Source organism: uncultured Formosa sp., from assembly GCF_947500765.1.
Lineage (GTDB): Bacteria > Bacteroidota > Bacteroidia > Flavobacteriales > Flavobacteriaceae > Formosa.
In genome coordinates this window covers 17,449-38,549 of record NZ_CANMTH010000001.1, presented here as the reverse complement: position 1 = coordinate 38,549, position 21,101 = coordinate 17,449, and the positions used below count along the sequence as shown (strand labels likewise).

Annotated in this window: 21 protein-coding genes; 11 read left to right on the top strand and 10 right to left on the bottom strand. The window is 33.1% G+C overall.

The window, feature by feature from the left end:
- Positions 1–9: 9 nt before the first annotated feature.
- From Q1B05_RS00180 to Q1B05_RS00170, 3 genes are read left to right on the top strand one after another with little or no spacing between them, the layout of a single operon-like run.
- Positions 10–2,775, top strand: a complete 2,766-nt coding sequence (locus Q1B05_RS00180; protein WP_299776470.1) for a PD-(D/E)XK nuclease family protein — start codon at positions 10–12, stop codon at positions 2,773–2,775.
- A gap of 12 nt (positions 2,776–2,787) precedes the next feature.
- A complete protein-coding gene (gene mtgA / locus Q1B05_RS00175) occupies positions 2,788–3,483 on the top strand; it encodes a monofunctional biosynthetic peptidoglycan transglycosylase (RefSeq protein ID WP_299776469.1) in 696 nt (231 codons plus the stop codon).
- Entirely contained in the window at positions 3,473–3,934 is a 462-nt protein-coding gene (locus Q1B05_RS00170; RefSeq protein WP_299776468.1) for a 3-oxoacyl-ACP synthase, read from the top strand. The genes mtgA and Q1B05_RS00170 overlap by 11 nt, the downstream gene beginning before the upstream one ends.
- Here Q1B05_RS00170 and Q1B05_RS00165 read toward each other — a convergent pair.
- The 7 genes from Q1B05_RS00165 to Q1B05_RS00135 form a co-directional block, all read right to left on the bottom strand.
- Positions 3,912–4,880 carry an ABC transporter ATP-binding protein gene (locus Q1B05_RS00165; protein WP_299776467.1) on the bottom strand — a complete coding sequence of 323 codons (969 nt, stop codon included), beginning with the start codon at positions 4,878–4,880 and terminating at the stop codon, positions 3,912–3,914. The two genes, Q1B05_RS00170 and Q1B05_RS00165, sit on opposite strands and share 23 nt — an antisense overlap.
- 30 nt (positions 4,881–4,910) lie before the next feature.
- Positions 4,911–6,983 carry an HAD family hydrolase gene (locus tag Q1B05_RS00160; protein WP_299776466.1) on the bottom strand — a complete coding sequence of 691 codons (2,073 nt, stop codon included), beginning with the start codon at positions 6,981–6,983 and terminating at the stop codon, positions 4,911–4,913.
- Positions 6,984–7,252: 269 nt separating this feature from the next.
- Positions 7,253–9,418, bottom strand: coding sequence for a prolyl oligopeptidase family serine peptidase (locus tag Q1B05_RS00155; RefSeq protein WP_299776465.1), 2,166 nt, complete (start codon positions 9,416–9,418; stop codon positions 7,253–7,255).
- Positions 9,419–9,513: 95 nt separating this feature from the next.
- The gene (locus Q1B05_RS00150; protein WP_299776464.1) at positions 9,514–10,503 is read right to left on the bottom strand and encodes an aspartate-semialdehyde dehydrogenase; all 990 of its coding nucleotides are present in this window, start codon (positions 10,501–10,503) and stop codon (positions 9,514–9,516) included.
- Positions 10,504–10,638: 135 nt separating this feature from the next.
- Entirely contained in the window at positions 10,639–11,049 is a 411-nt protein-coding gene (gene mscL / locus Q1B05_RS00145; RefSeq protein WP_299776463.1) for a large-conductance mechanosensitive channel protein MscL, read from the bottom strand.
- Positions 11,050–11,109: 60 nt separating this feature from the next.
- The gene (alr, locus tag Q1B05_RS00140) at positions 11,110–12,216 is read right to left on the bottom strand and encodes an alanine racemase (RefSeq protein WP_299776462.1); all 1,107 of its coding nucleotides are present in this window, start codon (positions 12,214–12,216) and stop codon (positions 11,110–11,112) included.
- Positions 12,217–12,223: 7 nt separating this feature from the next.
- Positions 12,224–12,856 carry a thymidine kinase gene (locus tag Q1B05_RS00135; RefSeq protein WP_299776461.1) on the bottom strand — a complete coding sequence of 211 codons (633 nt, stop codon included), beginning with the start codon at positions 12,854–12,856 and terminating at the stop codon, positions 12,224–12,226.
- Positions 12,857–12,956: 100 nt separating this feature from the next.
- Here Q1B05_RS00135 and Q1B05_RS00130 point away from each other — a divergent pair, with 100 nt between their 5' ends.
- From Q1B05_RS00130 to Q1B05_RS00115, 4 genes are all read left to right on the top strand, one after another.
- A complete protein-coding gene (locus tag Q1B05_RS00130; RefSeq protein ID WP_299776460.1) occupies positions 12,957–13,706 on the top strand; it encodes a hypothetical protein in 750 nt (249 codons plus the stop codon).
- A 90-nt stretch (positions 13,707–13,796) separates the two neighbouring features.
- Complete coding sequence (gene rsmI, locus Q1B05_RS00125) at positions 13,797–14,468, top strand: 16S rRNA (cytidine(1402)-2'-O)-methyltransferase (RefSeq protein WP_299776459.1); 672 nt, start codon at positions 13,797–13,799, stop codon at positions 14,466–14,468.
- A 20-nt stretch (positions 14,469–14,488) separates the two neighbouring features.
- The gene (locus tag Q1B05_RS00120) at positions 14,489–14,833 is read left to right on the top strand and encodes a HopJ type III effector protein (RefSeq protein ID WP_299776458.1); all 345 of its coding nucleotides are present in this window, start codon (positions 14,489–14,491) and stop codon (positions 14,831–14,833) included.
- Between the two features lie 6 nt (positions 14,834–14,839).
- Positions 14,840–15,409, top strand: a complete 570-nt coding sequence (locus Q1B05_RS00115; RefSeq protein ID WP_299776457.1) for a uracil-DNA glycosylase family protein — start codon at positions 14,840–14,842, stop codon at positions 15,407–15,409.
- A gap of 4 nt (positions 15,410–15,413) precedes the next feature.
- Here Q1B05_RS00115 and Q1B05_RS00110 read toward each other — a convergent pair whose 3' ends face one another.
- The 3 genes from Q1B05_RS00110 to Q1B05_RS00100 form a co-directional block, all read right to left on the bottom strand.
- Positions 15,414–15,608: a helix-turn-helix transcriptional regulator gene (locus Q1B05_RS00110; RefSeq protein ID WP_159022193.1), complete on the bottom strand. Its 195-nt coding sequence runs from the start codon at positions 15,606–15,608 to the stop codon at positions 15,414–15,416.
- On the bottom strand, positions 15,608–16,081 hold the full coding sequence (locus Q1B05_RS00105; protein ID WP_299776456.1) for a hypothetical protein: 474 nt from the start codon (positions 16,079–16,081) through the stop codon (positions 15,608–15,610). Before Q1B05_RS00105 ends, Q1B05_RS00110 begins: the two co-directional genes overlap by 1 nt.
- Before the next feature lie 418 nt (positions 16,082–16,499).
- Positions 16,500–17,090 (bottom strand): carboxymuconolactone decarboxylase family protein, encoded by a 591-nt coding sequence (locus Q1B05_RS00100; RefSeq protein ID WP_299776455.1) that lies wholly within the window; start codon positions 17,088–17,090, stop codon positions 16,500–16,502.
- A gap of 58 nt (positions 17,091–17,148) precedes the next feature.
- Here Q1B05_RS00100 and Q1B05_RS00095 point away from each other — a divergent pair, with 58 nt between their 5' ends.
- From Q1B05_RS00095 to Q1B05_RS00080, 4 genes are all read left to right on the top strand, one after another.
- The gene (locus Q1B05_RS00095; protein WP_159022196.1) at positions 17,149–17,571 is read left to right on the top strand and encodes an OsmC family protein; all 423 of its coding nucleotides are present in this window, start codon (positions 17,149–17,151) and stop codon (positions 17,569–17,571) included.
- 21 nt (positions 17,572–17,592) lie between these two features.
- A complete protein-coding gene (gene recJ / locus Q1B05_RS00090) occupies positions 17,593–19,281 on the top strand; it encodes a single-stranded-DNA-specific exonuclease RecJ (protein WP_299776454.1) in 1,689 nt (562 codons plus the stop codon).
- 64 nt (positions 19,282–19,345) lie between these two features.
- Positions 19,346–19,705, top strand: a complete 360-nt coding sequence (locus Q1B05_RS00085; protein WP_299776453.1) for a hypothetical protein — start codon at positions 19,346–19,348, stop codon at positions 19,703–19,705.
- Positions 19,706–19,767: 62 nt separating this feature from the next.
- Positions 19,768–21,039 (top strand): MFS transporter, encoded by a 1,272-nt coding sequence (locus Q1B05_RS00080; RefSeq protein WP_299776452.1) that lies wholly within the window; start codon positions 19,768–19,770, stop codon positions 21,037–21,039.
- Positions 21,040–21,101: the final 62 nt, after the last annotated feature.

Below are 21,101 nucleotides of genomic sequence, written 5' to 3'. Positions count from 1 at the left end.
TTTTATGCAATGACAACTTTTATAGAAGAGGTTATTATTAACCTACAAGAGAAAGGGCTTAACCTTTCCAATTTAAAATTTATTCTTCCCAGTAAACGTGCTGGTACCTTCCTAAAGCATCAGCTTTCAAGGTCTACCAAACAAACCATGTTTGCTCCAGAAATATTAAGTATTGAAGACTTTGTTGAATCTATTTCAGGTTTAAAGACGGTTTCGAATACAGAATTACTTTTTCAATTTTACCATACTTACATTGCACTTAATACAGAAGCGCAACCAGATTCTTTTGAAGTCTTTTCAAAATGGGCTCAAATTCTACTTCAAGATTTTAATGAAATTGATAGGTATCTTATTCCTCAGCATAAAATTTTCGATTATCTAAGTGCTATACAAGAGCTAAAACATTGGTCTTTGGAAACAGAAAAAACCGATTTTGTTAAAAATTATTTAGCCTTTTGGAATAAGCTTCATACGTATTACACACATTTTACCGAACGCTTATTGGAAAACAAGTTGGGATATCAAGGTTTGGTTTATAGGCAAGCAGACGCTCATGTTGGTGAATACGTAACAAAAAATAAAATACAACATGTGTTTTTAGGTTTTAATGCTTTAAATACTGCTGAAGAATCTATTATACAACATATTTTAGAACATACAAATGCTCTAATTTATTGGGATATAGATAAAACGTTTTATGAAAACCCCATACATGATGCAGGATTGTTTACGCGACAACATGTTAAAAATTGGAACTATTTTAAAACACACTCTTTTAATTGGATTTCCGAAAATTATAAGGATGAAAAAATAATTAACATCATTGGTGTACCTAAAAATATTGGCCAAGCTAAATATATAGGTAACATTTTAAAAGACATTAATAAAACCAAAAATAAGCTAGAACATACCGCTATAGTTTTAGGAAATGAAGACCTTTTACTACCTGTTTTAAACTCTTTACCACAAGATGTAAAACGACTTAATGTAACAATGGGATTTCCTTTAAAATCAATTCCTTTAGCATCATTGTTTGAGAGCTTATTCAATCTTCATAAAAATAATCCGAAATCTTTTTATTATAAAGACATCATTTCAATTCTGTCGCATCAATTTATACGTCCATTATTTCTTCATAAAAGTAAAGATGTTGCCACCGCACTTATAGAAACTATTCAAAAAAACAATATTGTATTCCTTACAGAACAGGATTTAGTTGCATTATGCGATTCTTTTAAAGACGTTATCGCGTTGTTATTTGGTTCTTGGAGTAATAATGCCACAACGGCTTTAGGATGTTCTAAATCGCTTATTTTTGCTATAAAAGATCATCTAAATGAAAAGAAAGACGAACATGTTTTAAGTTTAGAATATACATATAGGTTCCATGAACTTTTTAATGAGTTAGAGCGTTTAAATACAACTTATAATTATTTTCAATCTATAAGTTCGTTGCATCAGGTGTATAAAGAATTGTTAAGTAGCGAAACTTTAGATTTTCAAGGAGAGCCGCTTCAAGGTTTACAAATTATGGGTATGTTAGAGTCTCGTGTTTTAGATTTTGAGACGGTTATTATTTCTTCAGTAAATGAAGGTGTTTTGCCTGCAGGAAAAAGCAATAACTCATTTATTCCTTTAGATGTGAAATTAGAAAATAATTTACCCACATTTAAAGAAAAAGATGCCGTTTATACGTATCACTTTTATCGTTTATTACAACGTGCCAAGAATGTATATATTATTTATAATACTGAACCTGATGCTTTAGCAGGAGGCGAGAAAAGTAGATTTTTAACCCAATTAGAATTAGAAAAAATACACACGCTTAATCATTTTATTGCAACTCCTACAGTGAGTTTAATGGAACAGAAATTAAAAACAGTTTCAAAATCACCATTGGTTTTAAAACGTTTAAAGGAGATTGCAAAACATGGTTTTTCGCCATCTTCGTTAACTAATTTTATGAGAAACCCGATGGATTTTTATTTTCAGAAAGTATTGAAAATTCAGGAATACGACGAGGTTGAAGAAACAGTTGCAGCCAATACTTTAGGGACTGTTGTGCATAATACACTTGAAGATTTCTATAAGCCTTTAGTTGGGAAACAATTAACTGTAGAACATATTACAGAAATGAAATCGAACATTTCGAGTACGGTTTTACATCATTTTGAAGATACTTACAATAAGGGAGATATTAGTTCGGGGAAAAACCTTATTAGTTTTGAAATTGCTAAGCGTTATGTTTCTAATTTTATAAACTTAGAGTTGAAAGAGATAAAAGCAGGGCGAGTTATTAAAATTATAGCAATTGAAGCAGACTTTAAACAGGTTAAAATTAATATTCCTGAACTTGATTTTCCTGTTACTATTGGTGGAAAAGTAGACCGTGTAGATGACTACGATGGAACTACCCGTATTATTGATTATAAAACCGGAAAAGTAAATCAGTCTCAAGTAGAAATCGTAGATTGGGAAGAACTTACTACAGATTATAATAAATACAGTAAACCTTTTCAGATTTTATGTTATGCTTTTATGATGCTTTCTGATGGAACCTTGAAATTTCCTTTAGAAGCAGGGATTATTTCATTTAAAAATTTAAATGGAGGCTTTTTAAAATTTACTAAAAAAGATAAACAGGGATATGGTGCGAATAAAATAACCGACATTAATGAAGAAACAATTCAATTATTCGAAGCGCAACTTAAGGTTTTGATTTTAGATATTTTTGATCCCGAAAAAGACTTTGAAGAAAAGGAAGTAAGCCATTAAGATTCTTATAAAATGATAAAAAAATTATTTCGTTTCTTATTTAAAATACTCTTTTGGTTTGTTCTCAGCTCAGTTTTTTTGGTGGTTATGTACAAATATGTGCCAGTACCTATAACACCATTAATGATAATACGTAGTTTCGAGGATTCTAAAAATAATATACCAAAAGCATGGAAGCACGATTGGGTTTCTATGAATCATATTTCTAATGCGATGCAAAAAGCTGTGATTTGTAGCGAAGATCAGAATTTTCTAAAGCATAATGGTGTCGATTTTAAAGCTGTAGAAAAAGCATTTACCGAAAATATGAAAGGGAAGAGAATTCGTGGAGGTAGTACAATTAGTCAGCAAACCGCGAAGAATGTGTTTTTATGGCCAGGACGAAGTTGGTTACGAAAAGGATTAGAAACCTATTTCACATTTATAATCGAATTAAGTTGGAGTAAACAGCGTATTTTAGAAGTCTATTTAAACAGTATTGAAATGGGGAAAGGGGTTTATGGATGTGAATCTGCTGCCCAATATTGGTTTAAAAAACCGGCTTCAAAATTAACGGCTTATGAGGCTGCTGCAATTGCAGCCGTTTTACCAAACCCAAGAGTTTATAAGGCAAATCCAGCCTCTGCTTATATTCAGAAACGAAAAACATGGATTGTTAAACAAATGAACTTTTTTGGGCCTTTACGATTTGAAAATAATGAAAAATAATACCGAAATAAAGCAACAGCTTCTAAAAAGTTGTGAAACGTTTATACAAAAGCGGTTGTCTAATGTACAGCATAATATTGCTGAAGTTCAGGAGGCATTAACGTCTGAAACAAAAAGTACTGCTGGAGATAAGCATGAAACTGGTCGTGCAATGTTGCAATTAGAACGTGAGAAATTTGGGGTTCAATTGTCTGAAGTAAATCTAGTAAAACAAGCCTTGTCTAAAATAAACGTTCTAAAACAGTCTGATGCTGTTTGTCTTGGAAGTGCAATTATTACAGATGCTTCAAATTATTTTATAGCTATTAGTGCTGGTGAAATAGAGGTAGATGAAACTAAATATTTTGCCATTGCGCCTAATACGCCTATTGGTCAACTTTTACTTTCTAAACGTTCAGGAGATTCTGTAAAATTTAGAACTCAAAAGTTTACGATTTTAAACGTTTTTTAGCAGCTTCTGTAAGTTTTATATGCGCTACTTCATTCGTTTTTAATTCTGTGTTATGATAAAAGAATATAGAATTTGAATTGTATTCAGCTTCTATTAAATAAATATGTCCTCTAAAATAATTATGTTTAATCTTAACTTCTAAAACAGCATCTTTAGATAACTGTAATTCGTGAGCATACACAAATACCATGTCGTCAGAAGATTCTAATGTTAAGTCTGAAGCTTTCATGGTATTAAATTCATCAAAAAAAGATGCAATTAAAGGCTTTTTAGGGGTTGTGTATAAATTCTTAGGTGTATTATAGGCAATTATTTTTCCGTTGTTTAAAACAATCATTTTGTCAGCATAAGGCAAAACATCTTCACGGTCGTGCGTGGCAACTACACAAGTGATATTTTTCTCTTTTAAATACTTAAATAAATTACGGCGTAGTGTTTGTTTCTGGAAGTTGTCGATATGGCTAAATGGTTCGTCTAATAAAATAATTTCAGGTTGTCTAGCAATAGCTCTGGCAAGGGCAACACGTTGTTTTTGTCCGCCACTTAATAGTTTGACTTTGGTATCTGTAAATTCTACTAAATCGACTAACTCGATCAATTCTGTGGCGCGTTTATCTTTCTCTTCCGGAAAGAAATTAGATAAGAATTTACCAATGTTTTCCTTAACAGAAATAAAAGGCATTAAATCGAATTCTTGAGACACATATTTCATAAAATCGTAACCAATAACCAAATTAAATTTTGGCCCTAGTATAGGTTGGTTTTTCCAAAAAATGTTTCCTTCAGGTAAATCGTAAGTTCCGTAAAGTAATTTTAAAAGTGTGCTTTTTCCTGAGCCACTTTCTCCTATAATAGATAATTGTTCGCCTTGTTCTACTGAAAAAGAAATGTTTTCAAGAATGGTTTTTGTGTCGTAACCAAATGAAAGATTTTGTACTTGGAGCATAATAGTAAATCGCTATAAATAACTTTAAAATTAATTGTTTTTAAAGTATGTTGATTTAAGTAAAAATAGTGGTTTTAAAACACTAAATCGCATGAATTTATTGAATAAAAAATAAAAATAAATAAAATAACTTGGTGTTAAAAATGCTAAAATCTTATTTTTTTGATAAAGCACAGGTTTTAATTTAGTTACATATCTAAACACAACTTCTGGTGTTTTTATAAAGGTAATAAGATGACTTATAGGACTTCCTAACTCTTGTTTCTCGTATTTTAAACCTACGGCATTTGTACCTATATTTTGATAAAACCCAGAGTTTAAGCTTTCTATAAATTGTAATGTTTTCTGGTTATAAAATAATCCCGTTTTAAGTGCGATTTTTGAAATGATATGTTGAATCATTTTCTGATCGTAACAAATGGTGTCTAGCTCTTTAAGTAAAACCTGATGAAAGTCTAACATTTGTTTTTGATGCGTTTTAATATACGTATCGTACAGCCATTTTTCTTCAGGATTATGTTTCTCAATTACATAGCCGTTTTGGTCTGTATATTCTACAGCGCTTCCGTGATTGGCAGCAGAAAATTGTTCGTAATACTGGTTATTTGCCATAAGCAAATAGTCGTTGTACGATGTAAAAGGCAATATGGAAAATATTAAACCATCTCGCTGTGTTTTTTCTTGAATATTATAAATATATCTTAAACCTAAATAATAACCAGTAACAGGTATTTGTTCGTTAAAAAAACCGAATAGAGATTCTTGCATGGTACCTCCCCAGCCAATATCTATAAGGTAAACACCTTCTTTTTCGATATCTACTCCAAAAGAATTAATGTATGCCTTAAAACTATTTTTATTAGATTCTCTATGTGTTTTGTAGAATGTAATAAAGGTCTCGTTTTGTTTTAAATTTTCAAAAATATTGGATTTAAAAAAATCTTTGATAGATGTGTTCGGACTTAAATTTAAGGCCTTTATTATTATGTTTTTTGTGTGTTCAGGACAGTTAAAAAAGATTAAGAAATCTTCTATAGATAATTCTGGATATTTGTTTTTTAGATATAAAAAAGGTTCTGTTTCAAGCGGTTCTAAATTAATTTGAATTGAAGCTTGTCTCGATGTTTTTAAATAATGCGTATTTATTTTTGAGTCCTTATCTAATAGATGAAACTCTTGGTAAGAATCGAATATTTTTTTTAAAAACTGACCTTCTCTAGCTAGGAAAAATAGATTTTTAATCCCTTCTTTTTTACTTTTTAAATAGAGCCTTTCAATAAAAAAATGATAATAAATAATATACTGAGTAAAAGGCATTACATCCTTTTTTTTCGAACGGTTATAAATATTATTTATAACCTGTTTTGTATTTTTTAAATCACTTCCAATAGCATTCAATTTGTTTTTTTTGAGATACTTGTCGTGTGGCAGTTTATAGGCATTTAGTCCGTTTTTAACAGCGTTATCATAATCGCTTCTTTGGTTGTCTCCAATCATTACAACCTCGTTAGCGTCTATTGAAAGTATGTTCAGAACTTTTTTATAAATGGAACCATGATGTTTGCTGCTTTCTAATTCTGAAGAGCTAAAAATATCATCGAAAACATTTAAAATACCATGATATTCTAATAGTTTTTCAAATAAGGATTTAGAACCATAAAAATCAGAAACTAAATAGGTTTTACCTCCCTCAGCTTTAAATGCTTTTATCACATTTAAAACATCTTGATTTAAATACTGAACGCTACTTTCGGTTTTAAAATCAATGCGTTCAAATAAATAAAAAAAATATTCTTTTTTGCTGAAATTTATAAGATCAGAATTTACTAAGCGAATGAAAATATCATTGATTAAAGTATTATAAGGGATTTCAACATTATTCTTTTTATACTTTTCGCATAAATGGGATAATGATTCTTGTCTTATAAAATAGAGTTCATCAATAGATATATTTAATCCTAACTCTGCAATCATGTATTTTGCCCATAATTTTAGAGTATAATTTGGATGTACATTTCTGTGTACTATGGTATCGTAATAATCACTAAAAAGTACTTTAGTGTTTTGGTTACTCAGTTTGATCTTTAAACTATTCAAAGACATTCAAGGTTAAATTTGATTAATATTTTGGTTTAGCGAAAACGAAGATAAGTCTTCGAGAGTTAAACTAACAAAATTCTTTTATTGAATTAAATAGTGAGCTAAACTTTATCTCCTTAAAAATTAAGGAAATATAGATAAATTAATAATTTAATACAATTTGTAAATGTTTTTAAATTGTTGTTCTTCTGTAGTTTGTTGTGAATTTTTGTAAAAAGAAAGAGCCATTTAATACGTGTTAAATGGCTCTGGTTTTATGCTAAATAGCATCTTTATTTTGTAACGCTTGTTTTGGTGCTATTAGGTAATTCATTAAATCCCATATTGTATAATGTGAATCCAAATATGTCTGCATACTGCTCAATAGTTTTGCTTATAGGAGTACCTGCACCATGTCCTGCATCTGTTTCAATTCTAATTAAAACAGGGTTTCCGTTTTTCTGTTTGCTCTGTAATTGCGCAGCAAATTTAAAACTGTGGGCAGGAACTACGCGATCGTCATGATCACCAGTAGTAATTAAAGTTGCGGGGTATCTCATACCTGCTTTTACGTTATGAACAGGAGAGTAGCCTTTTAAATATTCAAACATGTCTTTACTATCTTCAGAAGTTCCATAATCGTATGCCCATCCGGCTCCAGAAGTAAACGTGTGGTAACGTAACATGTCTAAAACACCAACAGCAGGTAATGCTACTTGCATTAAGTGCGGACGTTGCGTCATGGTTGCACCAACTAATAATCCGCCGTTAGATCCTCCTTTAATTGCTAGAAACTTTGAAGATGTATATTTGTTTTCTATTAAATACTCGGCAGCAGCGATAAAATCATCAAATACGTTTTGTTTTTGCGTTTTTGTACCAGCGTCGTGCCAAGCTTTTCCGTATTCACCACCACCACGTATATTGGGTACAGCGTAAATTCCGCCTTCTTCCATCCAAACAGCATTTGCAATGCTAAATGAAGGTGTTAGGCTCACGTCGAATCCGCCGTAAGCGTATAAAATAGTAGGATTTTTACCGTTTAATTCAGTGCCTTTTTTATACGAAATAATCATAGGTACTTTTGTGCCGTCTTTAGAATTGTAAAAGACTTGTTTGCTTTCGTATTGATCAGGATCGAAATCTACTTTTGGTTTAACGTACACTTCAGATTTACCTATTTCTGGTTTAAAAGCATAACTTGTAGCAGGAGTAGTGTAATTTGAGAAGGTAAAATATAAAGTTTCATCTTCTTTTTTACCTGAAAATCCATTTACAGTTCCAATCCCTGGAAGTTTTACGTCTCTTATTAGTTTTCCGTTGTAATCGTATTGTTTAATTAGTGATACCGCATCGACCATATAATTAGCAAAAATAAAATGACTTCCAGTAGAAGGTGTTAGTACATTTTGTGTTTCAGGAATGAAATCGACCCAATGTTCTGGAGTTGGATTTGAGGCATCTACTGTTACAATTTTCTTATTTGGTGCATTTAAATTCGTAACTAAAAATAATTTACTTCCAACATTGTCTAATAAATAGGTATCGCTATCTGTGTTTTCTAAAATGGCAACAAAGGAGCTTTTTGGCTTCGTTAAATCTTTTATGTATAATTTATTACCAGATGTTGATGTACGTGGAGTTATAATTAAATAATGATCATCTTCGGTAACATTTGCATTTATATAGCGATGTTTTTCGTTGGGTGTACCACCAAAAATAAGTTTGTCTTGATTTTGATTCGTACCAAGTTTATGATAATACACTTTGTGTTGATCTGTTTTAGCAGACAACTCACTGCCCTTAGGTTTGTCGTAACTAGAATAATAAAATCCTTCGTTACCTTTCCAAGACATGCCGCTAAATTTTACATCGACTAAAGTGTCTTCTATAACCGCTTTTGTTTCGGCATTTATAATAATAATTTTTCTCCAGTCACTTCCGCCTTCAGAAATAGCATAAGCAGCAATACTACCATCTTTAGAAAACGATAATCCACCTAAAGATGTCGTGCCATTATCACTAAATGTGTTAGGGTCTAGAAATACATCTTCTGTTTTATTGTCGCCTTGTGTTCTGTATATTACATGTTGATCTTGTAATCCGTTATTTTTGTAAAAGTAATTGTATTTACCTTCTTTAAAAGGAGGTCCTATTTTTTCGTAATTCCATAATGTAGATAACCGTTCTTTAATGGCATTTCTAAATGGAATTTTATTTAAATATCCGTAAGTAACTTTGTTTTCTTCTTTAACCCAAGCCTCTGTTTCTGGACTCTTATCGTCTTCCAGCCATCGGTACGGATCTTTTACTTCAATACCAAAATAGGTATCTATAGTATCTGTAGTTTTTGTTATAGGGTAGTTCACTATTTGATTTTTATTTTTTTTTAATTCTTGTTCATTTTTGCAAGAATTGAAGAGCGTTAAAACAATTAGGCAGGCTATTAATCTTTTCATAACAAAAGTATTTTATAGGTAATCAAAAATAACTAAAAAGCTCCTAAGCGGTTAGACTTAGGAGCTTTTTTTAAGATATATTTAAGGGGGTTCCTTTATATCATTTTATTTTCAATTAAATACTCTGCAATCTGAATGGTATTTGTTGCAGCACCTTTACGTAAATTGTCGGCAACAATCCACATGTTTATCGTATTCTTTTGTGTTTCGTCTCTTCTAATACGTCCTACAAAAACCTCATCTTTTCCATGTGCATATATTGGCATTGGATACGTATTTGTGTCTGTGTTATCTTGAACAATTACGCCTGGAGTTTCGCTTAATAATTTACGAACATCTGCTAAATCATAATCATTTTCAAATTCTACATTTACAGATTCAGAATGTCCACCAGCGGTAGGGATTCTTACAGCTGTTGCAGATACAGAAAAAGAGGTGTCACTTAATATTTTTTGAGGTTCTAAAGCTAATTTCATTTCCTCTTTAGTGTATCCGTTATCTAAAAACACATCACAATGTGGTAATGCATTTCTACCAATAGGATAAGGGTAGGCCATTTCTCCTTTAATACCAGCAACTTCGTTTTCTAATTGTTTTACAGCTTTTACACCTGTACCTGAAACCGATTGGTATGTTGAAACGACAACACGTTTCATTTTGTATTTTTTATGAAGCGGTGCTAAAGCCATAACTAATTGAATAGTCGAACAGTTAGGGTTAGCAATAATTTTATCGTCTTTTGTTAATTCGTTCGCGTTAATTTCAGGAACGATTAATTTTTTCGTAGGATCCATTCTCCAAGCTGAAGAATTATCGACTACTGTTGTACCTACTTCTGCAAATTTAGGAGCCCATTCTAAAGAGGTGTCTCCTCCTGCAGAAAATAAAGCTACATCTGGTTTCATTGCTACAGCATCTGCTAAACCTACAACTTTATAATCTTGTCCTTTATAAGAAATTGTTTTACCTACAGAGCGTTCTGAGGCAACTGGTATTAATTCTGTTAATGGAAAATTACGTTCTGCAAGAACTTTAAGCATTACTTCGCCAACCATACCCGTGGCACCAACTACAGCTACTTTCATTATATAATATTAGTTTAAGTGTGTCAATTATTATTTTGAACAAAACTAAGTATTAATAATTTAAAAAAAGCCTTAGTCTCTTTAAAACCAAGGCTTTTTAACAACAAAAAACAAATTGTTAATTATTTAACAATTTTATTTCTTTAGTAAATCTCTTATTTCTGCTAAAAGCTCTTCTTGTGTTGGTCCAGCTGGAGCCGCAGGAGCTGCTTCTTCTTTCTTTTTAGAATTTTCGTAAGCTTTTAATACCATGAAAATACAGAATCCAATAATAATGAAATCGATAATCATTTGTAAAAAGTTACCGTAATTAATAGATACTGCCGGAACTTCAGCGCCAGCTGCATTTGTTGTCGCTTCTTTTAGTACATACTTTAAATCTGTAAAACTTACATCTCCAAGCAACATGCCAATTGGCGGCATTAGAATGTCTTTAGTAAATGAAGTTACAATTTTACCAAATGCACCACCAACAATTACTGCTGTTGCAAGGTTAATAATGTCTCCTTTTAGTAGAAAGGATTTGAAATCTTTGAAAAATGCCATATGGTTTTGGTATTGGTTAATAATGGCGAAAGTATATAAAAAATGCTAATAATGTTAATTTTATCTTAAAATAACACGTTTAATACGCTGGGAGAGTCCTGTAAGTAACTCATAAGATATCGTATTAGCTGTAGCTGCAAACTCTTCGGCAGTTGGGTAATTTCCAAAGACAATAACTTCATCTCCTTCATGGCAATCTATATTTGTAATATCTACCATAATCATATCCATACATGTGTTCCCTACAATAGGTGCTTTTTGTCCGTTTATAGCAACAAATCCTTTGCCATTTCCGTATTCTCTTCCAATACCATCTGCATGTCCAAGGGGTAAAGTGGCTGTTATTAATGGAGTATCGCAAATGTAACCGCGATTATAACCTACGCTTTGTCCTTTTGGAATGTGGTTGATTTGAGAAATTACCGTTTTTAAAGTTGTTATGGGTTTAAAGTGAGTGTTTTCTTTTTCCGAATTTCCAAAGCCATACATTCCAATTCCGCTTCGTACCATATTATAATGTGCTTCAGGATAATTAATAATTCCTGAGGTGTTACATATGTGTAGCAAAGGTTTGTAGTTTAATTTTTCTAAAAAAGTTTTAGAGATGTTATCAAAAGCTTCAATTTGAGCTAAGGTGAATTCTTTTTCGTCCAAATCTTCGCTTGCTCCTAAATGCGAAAATAGCGAGGTTACTTTAATCGCTTCAGTATTATTTAAAATTGTAATTATTTCTGGTATATCAGATTCAGAAAAGCCTAAACGATTTAAACCTGTATTAAATTTTAGGTGTATAGGATACTGTTTTTGGTTTAAAGCTTCAGCAGTAGCAATAAATTCTTTTAATACTTTAAAGCTATATAAGTTGGGTTCTAAGCAATTTTCTATAAGTGTATTAAAGTATACAGACTGGGCATGAAGTACTAATATAGGTTTAGAGACGCCTCCTGTCCTTAGTTGTTCACCCTCATAGGTGTAGGCAACGGCAAAATAATCTACATCTAACGTTTCTAAATGTTTTGCAATTTCTACGGCATCATTTCCATAGGCATATGACTTTACAACAGCCATAAATTTTGTAGAAGAATCTATTATAGATTTTAGGTAAGTAACATTATGTTCTAACGCTTTTAAATCTATCTCTAAAAGGGTTTCCTGCGCTTTAAGCATGGGTGTTTTAAAAATTTAAATCGGTATTATCGGTTTTATTAATGTTAGTGTTATTCGCTTTTTCGTTATGCATTGCTTTGTAGTATGCTGCACGGCTAAGAGGTTCGTACTCTTCTGTTTCTCCTAGTAAAACTAGAGCATCATTTTGAGATTTCCTATAACTAAATTGTGCTAAATTTCCTGTTCTCGTACATATAGCATGTACTTTTGTAACATATTCTGCTGTGGCCATTAAATTAGGCATTGGTCCGAAGGGGTTGCCTTTAAAGTCCATATCTAATCCAGCGACAATAACACGAATGCCTTTATTGGCTAAATCGTTACAAACCCGAACAATTTCGTCGTCGAAAAATTGAGCTTCATCAATACCAACCACTTCACATCCATCTGCTAAAATAGGAATGTTTGCAGCAGCAGGAACTGGTGTAGAACGTATTTCGTTGGCATCGTGAGATACCACCATGTCTTCGTTGTAGCGGATGTCTACTGAAGGTTTAAAAATTTCGACTTTTTGTTTGGCAAACTGAGCGCGTTTAAGTCTTCGGATTAATTCTTCCGTCTTTCCAGAGAACATCGATCCGCAGATAACTTCTATCCAACCAAATTGTTCTTTATGATTTACTGTATTTTCGAGAAACATTTTGTAATTTTAACACTAAAATTTTACAAACTTTCGTTTGTTTATAAGCGTGTAAATTTATTAAAAATTAAAAGGCGAAAATAGTTTAAATATAAAAGTTATGAAGAAGAAATTAGAATCAGAGTTAATTAATATTGCATTAAGAATTATTAGACTTGAAGGCAAAGATGATTTAGATGCATTACATGCAGAAACTGCTATTCTTTTTGAAAAACTTTCTGTACTTAAATTTCTTCAGGAATCCCCTGAAGGAGAGAAGCTAACCATTGCTAACGATTCTTCTTTTTTCGATATGTTAGACGATGCATTCAATAATAAAATTTCTGATAGTGTAGAAGTCGACGAGCATGTGTATATCCGTGAAGACCAACAACAGCCTAATGAAGATGCAGAAGATATTGCAGAACCTGTTATGGAAAAAATTAAAGATTTAGTTGCTCAAATGCCTCATGAAGCAGATGAAGTAGACGATATTTTTGAAGCTATTGCGCCTAAAACTAGCTATGAGAAAAACGATTTTGAAGAAATTACTGCCGATTTTAAAGAAACTCCAGTCTTTGAACCTGTAGCCGAATCTTTTAAAGTAAACTCTAAAAAATCTTTAAACGATAGATTAAAAGGTGGAGGATTAACCATTGGTTTAAATGATAAAATTGCTTTTATAAAACAATTATTTGGTGGTAGTAGCGAAGATTACGAACGTGTTATTTCTCAGATTAATACTTGTAGTAACTTTGAAGAAGCTCAGAACTTAATTCAAAATGTTGTAAAAATAGATTATAATAATTGGGAAGGTAAAGACATATTCGAAGAACGATTTATGCAAATAATAGAGCGTAAATTCAATTAGTTTTTTAAAATTTACACGTTCTAACCATATTAACTTTACTTGTATTTAACTTCAAAAGAAGTTTTAAAACATGCCTTTAATTTTTAACACATGAGCAAACTTTACATCGTGCCTACGCCTATTGGTAATTTAGAAGATATGACTTTTAGAGCCATACGCGTTTTAAAAGAAGCCGATTTAATATTAGCTGAAGACACGCGAACTTCTGGAAAACTTTTAAAACATTTTGAAATTAGTACGCATTCGCAATCACACCATATGCATAACGAGCATAAAACGGTTCAGGGGCTAATAAATAAATTAAAAGGAGGAACCGTAATAGCATTAATTAGTGATGCCGGAACTCCTGCCATCTCAGATCCTGGATTTTTATTGACACGAGCATGTGTAGAACATGGTATCGAAGTCGATTGTTTGCCTGGTGCCACAGCATTTGTACCTGCTTTAGTAAATTCTGGATTGCCAAACGATAAGTTTGTTTTCGAAGGGTTTTTACCCGTAAAAAAAGGAAGACAAACCCGTTTGCAGCTGTTAGCCGAAGAAACGCGTACCATTATATTTTACGAATCGCCACACAAACTCATAAAAACCTTGACCCATTTTTGCGAATATTTTGGAGAAGATCGTCCCGTTTCTGTCTCTCGTGAATTAACTAAATTATATGAAGAAACCATTCGTGGTACAGCAAAAGAAGTTTTAGAACATTACACCAATAAACCACCAAAAGGAGAGATTGTTGTTGTGGTTGGTGGAAAAAAATAGATATAAATAGTTTTCATAAAATGACATTAGACATATTTAAAGAAAAAGTACAAAACATACCTAAGTCTGTTGTGTTTTCAGATACAATGGACGTTATAGATGCTTATTACGAATTTACACCAACAGCCTTTACAAATGGAGAGGTATATAATAAAGCAGGAGAAAACTCTGGCTCTTGTAAATTGTTTGCTTTTGCAAAACTTCAAGGGTTTACAAAGGAAGAGACATTAGCATGTTTTGGTCAGTTTTATTATATAGATGTCTTAGGAGATCCAGAAGGAAACGGACATCAAAACATTAGAAATTTTATAAAAACAGGGTTTGAAGGATTAGAATTTGAAGGAGACCCTTTAAAATTGAAATAAGCAATTATGGATGCGCTTTTATGTCAGATTAAGCAATGCACCATTTGTGCAGACGCTTTGCCTTTAGGTCCGCATCCTATTGTAACGGCGCATTCCGAATCTAAGATTGTAATTATTGGTCAGGCACCAGGACTAAAAGTGCATAATTCTGGAATTGCTTGGGACGACGCTAGCGGTAAGCGTTTAAGAACGTGGCTAAATGTCACCGAAGACCAGTTTTATAATACCAAGAATTTCGCCATTATTCCTATGGGATTTTGTTATCCTGGTAAAGGTAAAAGTGGCGATTTACCTCCAAGACCCGAATGTGCGCCTCAATGGCATGCCACGTTATTTAGTAAAATGCCAGATGTAAAGCTTGTGATTTTAATTGGGAATTATGCTCAGAAATATTATCTAAAAGCAGACGTTGGAACAAATTTAACTGAAACTGTTTCCAACTTCGAATCGTATTTACCTACGTATTTTCCTATTCCGCACCCGTCGCCACGAAACCGATTTTGGCTGTCTAAAAATCCGTGGTTCGAAGCATCAGTTGTGCCTGAACTACAAAAAAGAGTCCACGATATACTATAAAATCTTATTCTTCGATATCAAATAAATATTCAACAGTTACATCAAAAAATCGAGCCATTTTAATGGCTAAGATTACTGAGGGGTTGAATTTGTTATTTTCAATAGCGTGAATAGTTTGTCTGGAAACTTGCAATTTCTCAGCTAAATCTGCTTGGGTTAAATTGTGTCTTGCTCGCTCTACTTTTATGAGGTTTTTCATTAATACACTCGTTTTTTTATGGAAAATATAATGAGGAATAGTATCATATAAGGGAATAGAAAATAATCTACAGGCATATTTAAATTGGCTTGGAATACATAAATTCCTAATGAAACCAATAGAAAAATTAAGATGGAAAGCTGAAATGAATCTGCTCGTAATTTATTGATATAATCGTCTTCAATTTTTTCTTTAGATAGTATATATATAAACAGTCCTACCATACTTATAATATTAAATAAGTGAGTTGTCTCTTTTCCGAAATAAAAATAATGTGTCTCAGGTTTGGTCTCTCCTTGAATTGTGTCTCCGTGATTATTAAGAGTACTTTTAGCTTGTTTGTCGTAGGGACTAGTGTCTCTTACACTATTCCAGCCGGCTCTAAAGCCATCGCTACCAGCTAATATTGCAAATGTGATAAAAATTAAGATGCCTATTTTTTTGCACCAATTGGGTAGTATTTGTATGTTCATATTCTATTATTTTTATATAAAAGTATATAATACTTTACATTTAATCAAATATAATAGAAAAATAAATGTTGTGAAATCAAATTTATTTAATGAATTTCTAGACGATTTTCAGCCAAATATGCTGATTTTATTGAATAAATGAGAAGGAAAAAAATATCGGAATTTTGATATTTTAATGACTTAAATTGAGGGGTTTACAATTTCAGAGAACATGTGGTGGTAAACGATAAATTTAGATAAAGATTCGTAAGCCTAGATTTTTTTGGTTCGTTTTTTCATCAATGGAAAAAATGAACAGATATTCTATAATTGAAAATCCATTTGCGTTAGCGATTGCAGTGGCATCCTTTTATGGTCTTTTTCAACCATAAAAGATACAACGGAAAGCGCGCCCCAAAAGGGGAACGCCCAAAACCGTTTAAATATGTTTACCCTTTTCCCAGCCGTGTTTTCCTAAATGCTGTTCGCCACTTTCTATGGCCTCGTCTTCCAATGTGGTTCCCATGCTGTCGTTCCAACGGTTTAAATATCCGAATAGTGAAATCACTCCTAACATTTCTACAATTTCGCCTTCGTTCCAATAAGTGTTCAATCGCTTTTTTAAAGTGTCGTCTACAGCATTCGGTATTTGTGAGGCTGCCAAACTAAAATCTAAAGCCACACGTTCGGCCTCGCTAAATGCGGGGTGGGTGCGATACTCCCAAACGTTATCGAGTTGCTCTTGTTCGGCTCCATAGCGCTCTGCGGCACGAATAGCGTGTGCTTGGCAATAGCGACAGCCTGTAGCATTACTACTAACCCAAGCAATCAGGCGTTTTAAAGCGGAAGTTACGCGACCTTCGTTAGCCATCACGGCTTTGTTTAAATTAATGAAGGCTTTACTTATGGCTGGCCGGCGTTGCATGGTTAAAACCGAGTTTGGGCAGAAGCCCAATGTTTCGTTAAAAAAGGTTGCTAAATCTTGTGTTTCTAGATCGTGGTCGGGAGATAATGGTGTTATTAGTGGCATTTTATTCTGAATTTTAGTCGTATTTTTGAAGTATCAATTAACGAAAAATAATGCAATTATGACACATCTTGTTACAACTCAATGGAAAAAAAATGTTCAGTTTGAATCTGATAATCCAAGTGGAAAAACTGTATTAATAGATTTAGGAGCAGATAATGGTGGTAAAGGTGACGGATTGCGCCCTAAGGCATTAATGTTAACAGCACTTGCAGGATGTTCGGGGGTAGATATTACGCCAATGTTAGAAAAAATGAAGGTTGAGATAGACGATTTTAAAATTGTTATTGAAGGGCATTTAACCGAAGAACATCCAAAATATTATCATTTAGTTACTGTAGATTATCATTTTTATGGTACAGATTTAAATGAAGTAAAAATTAAAAGAGCTGTAGATTTGTCTGTCGATAAATATTGCGGTGTTATGGAAATGTTTCGTCGCTTTGCCGATGTTAAAGTACGTTCTCATTATCATAATAATTAAAAATATAGTCAGCTATAAACTATGCGTTGGACCATAAAACCAAAACCAGAATCTCAGAAAGTAAAAGCATTACAAGAAGCGCTTCAAATAGATGAATTAACAGCATCGTTATTATTGCAACGTGGCATTGAGACCTTCAAAGACGCTAAATCTTTCTTCAGGCCGAATCTTAGTGAGTTACACGATCCGTTTTTAATGAAAGACATGGATCGCGCTGTGGCACGTATAGAACAGGCTCTGGAAACTGGTGAAAATATCATGGTGTATGGCGATTATGATGTCGACGGAACCACGTCTGTGGCGTTAATGAGTTCGTATTTACGAACACGTCAGGAGAATGTGATAACATATATTCCGGATCGTTACGACGAAGGTTATGGCGTGTCTTTTAAAGGCATTGATTTTGCTCACGATAACGATTTTACTCTTATAGTGGCGTTAGACTGTGGTATAAAAGCAATCGATAAAGTGGCATATGCCAAAGAAAAGGGCATCGATTTTATTATTTGCGATCACCACAGACCAGGCGATGCTATTCCAGATGCCGCTGCAGTTCTAGATCCAAAACGTGACGATTGCGAGTATCCGTATAAGGAGTTGTGTGGTTGTGGTGTTGGTTTTAAACTCATTCAAGCCTTAGCATCTAAACAGGGTTATACTATAGACGATCTAGGAGAATATTTAGATTTAGTGGCTACGGCTATCGGTGCCGATATTGTACCTATTACTGGAGAAAACCGAATTTTGGCGTATTACGGACTTCAAATTATTAACGAGAATCCGAGACCAGGCATTAAAGCCATTTTAAATCAGGTCGATAAAACAGAGTTCACCATTACCGATGTGGTTTTTATAGTAGCACCTAGAATTAATGCTGCCGGACGTATGAAACACGGAACTTATGCCGTGCAATTGCTTACTGAAATGGATGAAGCTCAAGCTGAAATCTATGCCGCAGAAATTGAAAGTTTTAATTTAGACCGTCGTGAAGCCGATCAGGAAATTACAAAACAAGCTCTAGTCCAGATTGAAGAACTTAACGAGCAAGATCGTTTAACATCTGTAGTATATCAAGAAGATTGGCACAAAGGGGTAATTGGTATTGTGGCATCCAGACTTATAGAGACCTATTATAGACCAACGTTAGTATTTACTAAAAGTGGCGATAAATTAGCAGCTTCTGCACGTTCTGTTATTGGTTTCGATGTGTATAATGCTTTAGATGCTTGTAGTGAACATATTGAACAATTTGGCGGACATAAATACGCTGCAGGATTAACATTACTACCAGAGAATTACGATGCTTTTAAACAGGCTTTTGAAGATGTGGTGTCCAGTACTATAGATCCGAAATTATTGTCTCCAGAAATTAAAATTGAAGCGAATATTGAACTTAAAAATATTACACCTAAATTTTACCGCATTCTTAAGCAGTTTGCTCCCTTTGGTCCAGGGAATATGATGCCTGTGTTTATGACAGAAGGTGTTGTAGATACTGGTTATGGAAAATGTGTTGGGAAAGACGAAGATCATTTGCGTATAACCGTGAAGCAACCCAACGTAAACCCTATTGTTTGTATTGGGTTTAATCTAGGTGGAAAGATTGATTTAGTTTCTACTAAAATCCCTTTTAGTGTGGTTTATTCTATAGATGAAAATCACTGGAAAGGAACAACTAGTTTGCAGTTAAAATTGAGGGATTTAAAATAAAATATTATTTTTATTTAGATTAAATATAAATAATAGGTATTTTAGTGATTCAAAAGTTAAAGCTATGGATCAAGACATCAATAAAATATACCATAATGCATTCGGTGTTTCTTTTATTTGGAATGAAGAAAAACCTGAAAAACAGTCTCCTAAAATTCAAATTATTTTCCGTGATATGGGGTTTTATCTTACGTATTATGAAATTATTCAGTTTCAAAAACAAATCGATTATGTTAAGTCTATAAATCCCTGTGGGTATTGTAAAGGTAAAGAACGCAGTAGGTTTATGTTGTTAAAAACACCTTGTAAGCAAGTCGATTTAGCTATAAATGCTTTAGAGTTAAGAGATATAGACGATTTAATTACCGGAACCTTGTTCCATTTAGAATTAGACGTATATATTAATGATATTTGTAAAAATTAAATGAGTATCAGAATTTTTTAAAACAGTCACTTTTGTACATTTGTTTCATCTTTAGATAGGTTATGAAACAGAAAGATCCATACGCTGCCTTACGGTACAAAGAATTCAATATATTTTTATTAGTCCGTTTTGCCATGGTATTTGCCTGGTCTATGCAATTTATTGTCATAGAATGGGAAGTGTATAGCATTACTAAAAATCCATTATCGTTAGGAATTATCGGACTTATGGAAGTGATTCCTGCCGTGTCTATGGCTTTGTTTTCAGGACATATTGTAGATCAGAGCGAAAAAAAGAGTTTACTAATAAAATGTATACTAGGCTTTTCAGTGATTAGTTTTGGCTTATTTTTACTCACATGGCCAAAAATTGTAGGCAACCTTTCTCAAAACGTAGTTCTATATTCTATTTACTTTTTAGTATTTCTTGGCGGATTTGTCCGTTCGTTTTTAGGCCCCACTATATTTTCATTATTGTCATTAGTAGTACCTAAAAAACTATATCCAAATGCGGCAACTTGGAGTAGTTCGGTTTGGCAAATGGGAGCGGTATTAGGGCCTGCATTGGCAGGGTTTTCTATTCATTTAATTGGAGTGCATTGGTCTATGTGTTTAATTGTAGGCTTTTCCATAACAGCATTAATGGCATTAACTCAGATTTCTACAAAGCCTATTTTAAATCCGAACATTGGAGAACCTATAATGCAAAGTTTAAGAGAAGGCCTAAAGTTTGTGTTTAGTACTAAAGCCATTTTAGGGGCACTTACTTTAGATATGGTGGCCGTTTTATTTGGAGGTGCTGTGGCTTTATTGCCTGTATTTGCGCAAGATATTTTAAAAGTCGGACCGCAAGGGTTTGGCGTGTTACGTGCCGCACCGGCAGTGGGAGCTTTTATTACGATGGTTATTTCTGCATATATCCCTTTAAATAAAGATGCCGGGATGAAGTTACTCATAGCTATTTTTGGATTTGGATGCAGTATAATTGTGTTTGGGATTTCCACATGGTTTTGGGTATCGGTAGTTGCTTTATTTTTTAGTGGTGTTTTCGATGGCATTTCAATGGTGATTCGTCAGACCATTTTACAATTAAAAACACCCGACCATATGCGTGGACGTGTGGCTTCCGTAAATTCTATGTTTGTTGGCTCTTCTAACGAACTGGGGGCTTTTGAAAGTGGTCTTACAGCTAAACTTATGGGGACGGTTACAGCCGTTGTATTTGGAGGTAGTATGACCTTATTAATTGTACTAACTACAGGGGTATTTTCTCCAACCTTTAGGAAGCTCGATTTGCGTAAGGATTTGGAGGAGCATGAGAATGATTCTAAATGATTTAATTAAAGATTGAGTACTTAAAATATTAATCGTTTTACGGTTTTACCGTAGTTTAAGGT